10 protein-coding genes are annotated in these 9,288 nt (G+C 47.9%); 2 read left to right on the forward strand and 8 right to left on the reverse strand.

All coding sequences use genetic code 11. From position 1 onward, the window contains the following. Positions 1-178: 178 nt before the first annotated feature. The 7 genes from Q0140_RS12380 to Q0140_RS12410 all read right to left on the reverse strand — a co-directional run bounded on the left by Q0140_RS12380 (position 179) and on the right by Q0140_RS12410 (position 7,272). Entirely contained in the window at positions 179-640 is a 462-nt protein-coding gene (locus Q0140_RS12380) for a hypothetical protein (RefSeq protein WP_297965009.1), read from the reverse strand. 132 nt (positions 641-772) lie between these two features. After that, positions 773-1,297, reverse strand: coding sequence for a hypothetical protein (locus tag Q0140_RS12385; RefSeq protein ID WP_297965011.1), 525 nt, complete (start codon positions 1,295-1,297; stop codon positions 773-775). Further along, positions 1,290-1,973, reverse strand: coding sequence for a hypothetical protein (locus Q0140_RS12390; protein WP_297965013.1), 684 nt, complete (start codon positions 1,971-1,973; stop codon positions 1,290-1,292). Before Q0140_RS12390 ends, Q0140_RS12385 begins: the two co-directional genes overlap by 8 nt. Before the next feature lie 196 nt (positions 1,974-2,169). After that, positions 2,170-2,916 carry an ABC transporter ATP-binding protein gene (locus tag Q0140_RS12395; protein ID WP_297965015.1) on the reverse strand — a complete coding sequence of 249 codons (747 nt, stop codon included), beginning with the start codon at positions 2,914-2,916 and terminating at the stop codon, positions 2,170-2,172. Then, positions 2,916-3,917 carry an iron ABC transporter permease gene (locus Q0140_RS12400; RefSeq protein ID WP_297965018.1) on the reverse strand — a complete coding sequence of 334 codons (1,002 nt, stop codon included), beginning with the start codon at positions 3,915-3,917 and terminating at the stop codon, positions 2,916-2,918. The genes Q0140_RS12395 and Q0140_RS12400 overlap by 1 nt, the downstream gene beginning before the upstream one ends. Before the next feature lie 10 nt (positions 3,918-3,927). Continuing rightward, positions 3,928-4,977: an ABC transporter substrate-binding protein gene (locus Q0140_RS12405; protein ID WP_297965020.1), complete on the reverse strand. Its 1,050-nt coding sequence runs from the start codon at positions 4,975-4,977 to the stop codon at positions 3,928-3,930. Positions 4,978-5,235: 258 nt separating this feature from the next. Then, positions 5,236-7,272, reverse strand: a complete 2,037-nt coding sequence (locus tag Q0140_RS12410) for a TonB-dependent receptor (RefSeq protein ID WP_297965022.1) — start codon at positions 7,270-7,272, stop codon at positions 5,236-5,238. 135 nt (positions 7,273-7,407) lie between these two features. Here Q0140_RS12410 and Q0140_RS12415 point away from each other — a divergent pair, with 135 nt between their 5' ends. Continuing rightward, positions 7,408-8,136: a hypothetical protein gene (locus Q0140_RS12415; protein WP_297965024.1), complete on the forward strand. Its 729-nt coding sequence runs from the start codon at positions 7,408-7,410 to the stop codon at positions 8,134-8,136. Beyond that, the gene (locus tag Q0140_RS12420) at positions 8,136-8,372 is read left to right on the forward strand and encodes a molybdopterin biosynthesis protein MoeB (RefSeq protein ID WP_297965025.1); all 237 of its coding nucleotides are present in this window, start codon (positions 8,136-8,138) and stop codon (positions 8,370-8,372) included. The genes Q0140_RS12415 and Q0140_RS12420 overlap by 1 nt, the downstream gene beginning before the upstream one ends. 235 nt (positions 8,373-8,607) lie before the next feature. Here the strand turns inward: Q0140_RS12420 and Q0140_RS12425 are convergent, their stop codons facing one another. Next, positions 8,608-8,802 carry a hypothetical protein gene (locus Q0140_RS12425; RefSeq protein WP_297965027.1) on the reverse strand — a complete coding sequence of 65 codons (195 nt, stop codon included), beginning with the start codon at positions 8,800-8,802 and terminating at the stop codon, positions 8,608-8,610. Positions 8,803-9,288 lie beyond the last annotated feature (486 nt).

A 9,288-nucleotide genomic window follows, 5' to 3' on the forward strand; every position in this document is an offset into this window, starting at 1 on the left:
TTAAACCGTCAAGCAAAAGCAACGATACATGCTCGCTTTTATATATTTTATCCGCTTACGATACTTTAAATTTTCACTGAACGACCGTAGCTAAATTTTTAAAAGTCCACTCATAAATCAAAATTTTTAGTTTGTCGCCCGCACTTGTTCGCTCCGCATTTAAATCGCCGCTGTGGATTTATTGCAAAGCTCCCAATCTAGCCGCTATTACCTTTTGCATCGCTTGATTTTTCCTGTTTTTGGCTAAAATTTGCAGCCTCCTTTTGCCGATGCGTTTGTCGGCAGCCTTTAGGATATTTGCGAGCCCCCATTCGTCGGCACCAAAGTGCTTTGCAAACAGCTCCTCTTTGAGCGTGTCGATATATTCGCGTATAAGCTCGCCGATGTCGCTTATGTCGTTACCATACGGATAAATTTTCGTTAGAGCGCTCCGTGCTAAGCTTTTTACGCCGCCGCTTTTTAGCATGAAATCCTTCGGGTAATCAAAAATAATCTCGCCCGCAAGCGTGATAAAATATCGCGGCAAATCCGTGCTGCCGCGCCTGCTTTGCATCCGATAAACCGTGCAGTGAAGCTTAAAATCAATGTTTTCATCCACGAGCTCGTAAAGTTGTTTTGTAAGCTTGCTCCAGCGTTTCATTTTTCCCCCTTATTTATTATCGCCTCTTGCGGTTTCGCGCGTAGCTTTTGCTGCCCTTTACGGCGATCGCGCTTGAAAGCTGCGTGCCTTTTCTATATTTTTTGCAAATCTGTTTTGTAAAATTCTGCCGCGCTAAACGGTCTCCCAGAATCTCGGCTCTGTCTTGATCGCGCCTCTGTTTTTCTCGCGTAAAATTTGCAAAAATTCTTTAAAGCTCGGCGTAAAAATCGAAGCGGCGGGTGCAAATTTATACTCGCTCGCGCCGTCTTGCTCGGGTTTGTCCGCGCCGCCACGTTCAAGCTCGCTCGCGCCGCTCGCAAAGCGGATCCGCCAAATCCTAGCATGATTTATCCGTATTTTTGTAACTTCAAGCGTCAAAATTTGCTCAAATTTATACTTCGCCGCGAGCTTCTGTCCATCAAAAACGTAGATGAAATCCTGATCAAACCAAAGGCTCTCGCACGAGATAAAAAACCGTTCCAGCCAAAACAAAAACGGTCTCACGGAAAGCCTTTTTACCTCGCTTATCCCATCTATCGCGGCAAGCTCGCGCGGGCTAAGCTTGCGAGGGTTGTGGCAGAAGAGCGTCCAAATAATTTCGCCCAGAAGCAAGACGCTAAAAATTACGATTAAAATTTGAATTAAAGCTTCAGCCATTTAAAATTTTAAGTCCCTTTATAAATGCAAATTTCGCCTCCGTATCGCTCCAAAACGAACTTCTACTAAAATCCGCCTCCGCGCCGTTTGCAAGCTCCTCGTAAAGCTTATAAAATCGCCCTTTGTAGGTGCAATCGCTTAGGCAGACGCTGAAAAATGCCTCCGCCGCATCTCTGCCGCCGAAATAATAGATAAAGTAGATCGGACGCAGATCGAAGGCGCTTAGATTTTTGTTAAATTTAGCCCCGCGCTGCATCATAAACTCCACCGCCTTTTGCTTATCCTCAAAAAGCTCAAAAATAGGCAGCGCGTAGTCCTTGATAGCCGCGCTAATCTCCCGCACGCTGGGCTCGAAGCTAGCGCCCGCGAGCTGCCAGTCGCGAAACTGTTTGCGCGGCGTGAGATAGCTCAGATACGATACGAAAACAAGGTCGGTCGAGTAGGGCAGCTTCTCTTGCATCAGCTTTTTTAGGCGCTTGCGGTAGATCGCGACCTGCGGCAGGATGCTCACGCTACCGGAGTAGTTGCGCATGCTGGAGCCAAAATAAATCTCAAACGAAATATCTTTGTCGCTTGCGATCTTCGTTAATCTTTGCCCCTTTTGCGTGGACTTGAAGTCCGTAAAATTTGCCGCGATCTCATTGCAGCCGTTTAAAAATATTTCTCGCGGAGTCATGATTTTCCTTTAAATTTATCGTTTAAATTTAGACGTTTTGCTCGCTAGCAATTCGGTTTGCCGCTTACATTGCCGTAGTCGCGATCCGCAAGCTTGCATTTTATAGGGCGCGCCGTTTGCCGCCTAAAAACTCGTCTAATGCGCGCAATTTTACCCCAATTCGGCTAAATTTAACGGCGCTACGTGCTCGTAAAATTTATAATCTATCCTCATATCTTTCGTAGTTTATGCCGTAGATTTTATCGATATTTTCGGCGTTTATGAGCTGCTCGCTGCGCCCGAAAGCTAAAATTTCGCCGTCTTTTATAAACAGCGTCAAGCTTGAAACGAATTTTGCATGCCGCGGGTAGTGCGTCGTCTGCACGAAGGTGTAGCCCTCATCTCCCAGCGCTTTTATCATCTCGAGCAGCTTGATCTGATTGCCAAAATCCAGCCCGTTTGTAGGCTCGTCCATAAAGATCACTTTCGCGCCCTGAACCAGCGTGCGCGCGATATACGCCAGCTGCCGCTCACCGCCGCTAACCTTTGTGTAGGGCGCGTTTTTTAGATGCGCGATACCCATCTTTTCCAGCGCCTGCTCGGCTAGCTTTTTATCCGCCACGCTAAAGCTAGAAAACAACGGCGTCCTGCACAGCGCGCCCATCAGCGCGACATCAAAGACGCTGTAGTCATAGGACGGCGCGTGCGTCTGCGGCACGTAGGCGACGAGGGAGGCTAGCTCGCGCTTGCCGTAGTCGCGCACGCTTTTGCCGCCGATTAGCACCTCGCCCTCAAATTTTAAAAACCCGAGCATTATGCGAAGCAGGGTGCTTTTGCCGCTGTCGTTGGCGCCGAGGATACTTAGCGTATCGCCCGTCGCGACGTCAAAGCTGATGCCCTTTAGCACGGGTTTGCTCTGGTAGGCAAAGCGCAAATTTCGCACTTCTATCAAATTTTCTCGCATCAAAAGCTCCTCTTGGCGCGGCGCAGCACGATGATAAACATCGGGATGCCAAATAGCGAGGTCACGATGCCGATGGGGATCTCAAAGGTAAAGATGAGCCGCGAGAAGCTGTCGCAAAAGAGCAGAAATATCGCGCCGATCATCGCCGAGCTAGCAAGCACAGCGCGGTTGTCGGCGCCGAAGATAAAGCGCGCGATGTGCGGCACGATAAGCCCGATCCAGCCGATGGTGCCCGCGATCGTCACGCTAAGCGCGCTAACGAAGGTCGCAACTAGGATGATGAAAATTTTAACCCGCGCCGTGTTTACGCCCAGACTCTTTGCCTCCTCTTCGCCAAGGCTTAGCGCGTTTAGGTATTTGCCGCTAAGCGCCAGCAGCAAAACGCCCGCGCACATCGGCAGGATTGAAATTTGAATAAAGCTCTTAGACGCAAAGCCGAGGCTGCCCATCAAAAAATAGGTTATCGCAGGAAGCGCGTCGTTTGGGTCTGCGGCGTATTTTAGCACCGAGAGTAGCGAGGTAAAAAGCGAGCCGCTGATGACGTCGCCAAGAACTAGCACGATGACGCTACCGCTGCGCGAATACAGCGCCGAAACGCCTAGCGCCACTGCCACGGCTAGAAAGCCGAAGCTAAAGGTGCTAAGCTGGATGAGATATTCATTGAGCTTAAAAAACATCCCGACCGCTGCGCCAAATCCCGCGCCGCTTAGAACACCCAGTATCGAGGGGCTAACGAGCGGATTAACAAACATTGCCTGATACGCCGCGCCGCTGATCGCTAGGCTCGCGCCGATGAGCACGCAAGCAAGTATGCGCGGCAGGCGGATCTCGAGCAGGAGCGTGTGCATGACCTCGAAATCTTTTAAGCTTTCGCCCCGTAGCAGCGCCGTGACGTAGCGGGCATAATCGCCCGCGCTAAAGCCGTATTTGCCCAGCAGCAGCGAGCCTGCGATGCAAAGCGCCAGCAGTAGGGCTAAAAACGCAAACGCCCTTTTGCTCATCTTTCTTTACTCACTCGGCGCCCCGTCCTAAAATTTTATAAATTTGCGCATCTGTGAGCTCAAGATCTAAAAATAGCTTATAAAACTCGCGCGTCTCGCGGATCATGTCAAATTTAAACGCCTCTGGGTAGATTAAATTTACCAGCCATTTTAGCCCCAAAAACCTCATAAACGAAGGCGGTCGGTCAAACCACGAAAATGGCTCGCGCGGGATGTAGTAGGCCTTTTTGTTTTTCACCGCGCCCAGCAGCTGCCACTTCGGATCGCCGTAAATTTTATCAAACAGCTCTTTTTCGTAGACGAGGATGACGTCGGGATCGTATTTAACGAGCTGCTCGAAGCTGATCTTTACACGCCCGAAAGATTTGGCATTTGGATCTTCGCTGCACGTATGGACGTTTTGTGCACCGGCTCGCTCGATGAGCGTCGCGTGCCACGAGCCCGCGCACTCGGTCGCTAGCCCGTCGCCACCTTGCGCGTAGTAAATTTTCACCTTTTGCAGATTATTTTTCCTGATGTATTCCTCGATCTGCGCGGTCAAATTTAGCGATTCGCGCGCATAATTTACGAGACGTGCGGCGCGCTCCTGCTTGCCCGTCACTTCGCCTAAAATTTCAAACCCGTCCAGATAATCCTCGAGCTTCGTCGCGCTTAGATAGAGCATCGGCTTTTTGATCGAGCCGAAGACCTCGCTTATCTTTTTGGTGTTGCGCGAGCTTGCGTTTACGAGGATGAGATCGGGATTTAGGCGTAGCAGCATCTCGACGTTTGGAATTTTACCCTGACCGAAAAAGCCGCCCACGACGGGCTGCTCTTGCACCTCTTTTTTGACGTAGGGTCGCTCGTAGTCGTTCCATTCGAAATTAGTTCCGCTGATTTTAGCGGGATCAAGCGCGTAAAGCATATATAAAAGCGGCGGCGAGCTAGCGTAAATTTTAGTCGGAGTGCCCTGCAGCTGCTCTATGTTTTCGCTGTTTTGAGCGATGTAGTCCTTGATCTGCGCCTCGCTTAGAGCAAAAAGCATACTCGCTGCGCAGAGAAATAGAAATATTTTTTTCATGATCATGCCTTTAAAATTTTTAATTTCGCAAGTATAGCAAAAGAAATTTTAAAATAGATTTATCTTCGCTAGACGCCTATTTAGCTGCTAAATTTGAAAATTTACAGACGGTGATTTTATATTGTTCGGCGCAAAATTTGAGCTTTAAAATTTGAAAAGTTAAATTTAAAAGGGGCGGGCGGTATGAGATGAGGCTCAAAACCGCTCGCCATCGGAGTTCAATGAAAAGGCAAAATGCCGCCGCCGTCTAAACCTGAATTAAAATTTATATCTGATGTTTGAGAAAAATACGCGACCCTCCTCAGGATAGCCCTCTCTATACTCATAGTTTTTATCAAACAGATTTGATACTCCCGCCTCTACGCTTAAGCTCTCAACGGGCTCATACGTAAGCTTTAGATTGGTTACGCCAAAGCCCGCCGTTTTGTGATCTATATGACTACTTCTACCGGTAGGCACTCTGTTCCACAAGCTCGAGCTAAGTTCTTGAGAGATGTAAACGCCGAATTTAGGCAGAATTTTATAATCTGCGTATAAAAATCCTTTGTGCTTCGGCAGATCATAGACGATCGTGCTTTCGCCGCTCTCTTTGTATTTGGCGTTCATATACGTGTAGTTTGCGCCAAGCTCCAAATCTTGTGTCGCAAAATATGCTGCGGCGAACTCAAAGCCCTTGTAGTGAGCCTTATCGACGTTTACGTTCATATCTCTGGTTTGCGCAAACCTAGTAACGCTGGTCGTGCCGATAGCGTCTTTAACTCTGGAGCAAAACACCGAAGTTTCCAGCCTTAAAAATTCTCCAAAATTCCTTTGGTAGCCGACCTCGTAGTGGTTTGCTACTTCGGGCTTTAGGTGCGGATTTGCGAAATTTCGCCCAAATCTCTCGCTATATCTATCTTTCATACTGGTAAAATAGGTCTTTTTGGCGTAGCTTAAGCTTAGCTCATCCTCGCCGTCAAAGCTATGTTTGATAGCGGTTTGATAATTGAAGGCATGTTTCTTACCTACGTCAAACGAGGTTAGCTTCCAGTTAGCGGGGTTGGTGGCTCCACCTCCGCCGCCTTTATATTGGATGTAGTCTTCGGCCTTAATAGCATCTCTCGTATCGTAACTAACGCCTAAAATCAGTTTGGTAAAATCGGTAAATTTGTGAGTATCTTCAAGCGCGAAACCGTAGGTTCTATCTATAAAGGTAACGGTAGGTTCGGTGCCGAATCTTCCGGTATAGTGGATCTTATGTCCGGAGTGTTTATCGTGTTTGTAGTTTGTGGCGAATTTAAGCGTGTTGCTATCGCTTACGTCTCCGCCCATTTCCAAACCGAATCCGTATGCGTTATCCTTATACTTGCTATCCTCTTTTTTATCGATATCAAACATTCCATTTTTAAACTCATCGGCAAAAGCCTTAGTATTTATGTAAAAGCTATTTGCAAATTCCGTATGCGATAGGAAATAGATGCTTTGTCTGTCCCATTGATACCACTCCCATTTGCGGTCTTTTTGGCTAAAAGTCGTATATCTTCCCGCATACATCGGCTGCTCTTTGCTTGCCTTTTGGTTTACGTAGGCGATCGCGTATTCGTCGGTCTCGTTTGGTGTAAGGCCGAGTTTGATATTAAATTTCTTATCTCGCTGCACGGAGTTATCGCGTCTGTCGCCGTCCTCATTGCCGTTTGCGTCGCCTTTAAATTTACGTGACATCTGCTGCCCCATGTCCTCCATAAAGCTACCGCCTGCTTGTACGTAGAACAGCTCCTGCTTGCTACCGACGTTCAAATCGACATTGTTGCCGTAGGTTTTGCCGCTTCTGCCCGTCTCAAAGCCGTAGCCCAAATTCCCTTCAAGCTCCTTGCTAGGCTTTTTGGTGATTAAATTTATCGCACCGCCCATGGTGTTTGGACCGTAGAGCACTGAGCTTGAGCCCTTTGAGATATCGATCCTGCTTAGATCGAACGTGTAAACCCTGCCGTAGTCCGCATTGCCGTCGTAAGGCACGTAAACCGGAATTCCGTCGATAAAAAGCGGCACTCTGCGCGAATCAAAACCGCGAACGTAGAAATTTTGCTCGGCGCGCGGACCTTTTTTATCCACGTAAACGCCGGGCGTGCTGTAAGCGACCTGCGAGAGGCGCTTTATCTCGTCTTTTTGCATCTGCTGCTCATCGATGGTTACGACGTTAGTGTCGCTTTTTTGCACGCCGCCGACGTTTTCTACGACCTCGATTTGTCCGAGCGTAAACACCTCGCCGTGAAGCGCCATCGCGGCACAGAAGGCGATTAAGCCAATCTTTTTCATCCTAACTCCTTAAAATAAAATTTTTATTATATATTGTGTAAAATACCATTTTATGGAATAAATTTTATTAAAATATTTGAATATAATTTTATTTTATAAATATTTAAAATCGACTTAAATGTTAAGGCTTTTAAAATGAAATTTAAATTTCTACTTTGCATTGACGACACGGACGAGCTTGGCGGCGATATTTCTACGGGCCTGCTTGCCGAAGAGATCGCCGCGTTTGCGGGCTCGTTCGCGCCAGTTTCATTCGTCACGCGCCATCAGCTCTTGCTCGATCCTCGCATCAACTACACCTCGCACAACAGCTCTATGTGCCTGGAGGCCCGGCTTACCGAGTCGCAAAAGCAGCGCGTGCTGGATTTCGCGCTTGGACTTCTAGAGCGCAAAAGCGCGTCCGGCGCGGAGCCCGGCATCGCGGCGGCCTTTGAAAAAGATATCTTAAACGTACAAGAACTGATAAATTTCGGCAGAAGCGCAAAGGAGATATTTTTAAGCATGGAGCAGGCGTTTGAGACAGCAAGCACACAAAACGTATTTTTAAAAGAGCTAAAAAGCGGCGCTCGCGGCGTCATCGGCGCGCTTGCCGGTATCGGGCTTAGGCTTAGCGGAAACGACGGCAAGATCAGAGGCAAATTTGAGCTAAAAGAGTCAAATTTGAGCGTGGCCGAGCTTTTGGGATTAAATTTTATCGAGGCGGTCGCGGATGAAAATTTTAAACCTCTCTCGCCAGATGAGCGCGTAAATTTAATCGGCGCGCTAAAGCCGGTATTTTTGGATTTCAAGGCGACTTTGCTCGTCAAAAAAGAAGCTGGCGGCGGCTTTAGAAACTTAAGCGTAAAGGAGCTTAGAGGTTTTTGATGCGCACAAATTTTAACGAAAAGGGCGAGTTTAGATTCGGCAAATTTGACTACGAAAAAGCGCGCAAAATCGCCGAAAACTGCGCAAATTTTAGGCTCGATAACGATGAAGAGGAGATGGTGTGCGGCGGCGAGATCAGCTGCTACGACTGCGCTTTTAGGCGCTGGAGCGCGGAGAGTTTTACCTGCGCGATACTTTTCGGCGCGATAAAAAATAGGCGAAATTCTAAAATTTAAAGCGGGTAGCAGCGGGTAAATTTAAAACTATTGGGTATTTTTGAATTTGCGGCTTAAAAAAGCGCGAGCCTGCAAAATAGATATTAAAATACAAGATACAAGGCGGCGGACGCGGATACGGTCGCCCAAATATCGCGCTTCTATATTCGGTATTTAAACGGGCGAGTAAATTTACGGGATTAAAATTTTAAAGAGCAGCAGCGCCGCGTGCCTTAAACGCGGGTGTGAGCGCAGATCAGACATATCGTAATGCTTGTTGTAAAAGTATAAAGGATTGCACCTCGCCTTTTATCGGCGCGCCGCCGAACGCTGTTTCCGCAAACATTGCATCGCTCGCCGAGCTGCGTCGTCTGCGCTGCCGCTTTGAAATTTTGTAGCGCTGAAGTGGTTTAAATTTACACTGCTTGATGGGCTTCGCTTTATCTGTCATCTGCGCCGCAACTGCTCTACGTTTGCCATTGTTTTAAATTTACAGCAGCGAAGCGTGTTAGGTTTTAAAATTTCGGCGTTGGTTAAATTTTATCGATCGGGCTTTTGCCGCGTCGCTTAAAATTTAGCGCCGCCATATCGCTTTAAAATTTTATGTCGCTAAGGCGCACCAAAATTTCAGTTTCGGTATCACAGCGCCGTGCTTACTTGGAATTTCCGCCACCTACACTACATCAAAATTTATCGCCGCCGAGCTTATTGAAATTTCACAAGGGGCGTAAATTTAATATCACGCCGAGCCTGTTGCGTCAGAATTTTACATTGCGATTGAGCGCCGAACTTGCGTAGAGGATAGCGCAGAGCCGTGTGCGACCGATTATTGCGCCGAGTTTAAATTTAACGCCGTCCGCCCCTAGGCCCGTCCCTCGGGGCCTAGGCGTATAAAATTCTACCCAGGCGGATCATGTTCGAGCCGCATTTGATCGCG

The organism is uncultured Campylobacter sp., assembly GCF_938045405.1.
GTDB lineage: Bacteria > Campylobacterota > Campylobacteria > Campylobacterales > Campylobacteraceae > Campylobacter_B.

Bases quoted from the DNA above. Each gene is read 5' to 3' on its own strand.
- Q0140_RS12385 (WP_297965011.1), bottom strand. From the start codon at position 1,297: ATGGCTGAAGCTTTAATTCAAATTTTAATCGTAATTTTTAGCGTCTTG.
- Q0140_RS12380 (WP_297965009.1), bottom strand. From the start codon at position 640: ATGAAACGCTGGAGCAAGCTTACAAAACAACTTTACGAGCTCGTGGAT.
- Q0140_RS12390 (WP_297965013.1), bottom strand. From the start codon at position 1,973: ATGACTCCGCGAGAAATATTTTTAAACGGCTGCAATGAGATCGCGGCA.
- Q0140_RS12415 (WP_297965024.1), top strand. From the start codon at position 7,408: ATGAAATTTAAATTTCTACTTTGCATTGACGACACGGACGAGCTTGGC.
- Q0140_RS12425 (WP_297965027.1), bottom strand. From the start codon at position 8,802: ATGACAGATAAAGCGAAGCCCATCAAGCAGTGTAAATTTAAACCACTT.
- Q0140_RS12395 (WP_297965015.1), bottom strand. From the start codon at position 2,916: ATGCGAGAAAATTTGATAGAAGTGCGAAATTTGCGCTTTGCCTACCAG.
- Q0140_RS12400 (WP_297965018.1), bottom strand. From the start codon at position 3,917: ATGAGCAAAAGGGCGTTTGCGTTTTTAGCCCTACTGCTGGCGCTTTGC.
- Q0140_RS12410 (WP_297965022.1), bottom strand. From the start codon at position 7,272: ATGAAAAAGATTGGCTTAATCGCCTTCTGTGCCGCGATGGCGCTTCAC.
- Q0140_RS12405 (WP_297965020.1), bottom strand. From the start codon at position 4,977: ATGAAAAAAATATTTCTATTTCTCTGCGCAGCGAGTATGCTTTTTGCT.
- Q0140_RS12420 (WP_297965025.1), top strand. From the start codon at position 8,136: ATGCGCACAAATTTTAACGAAAAGGGCGAGTTTAGATTCGGCAAATTT.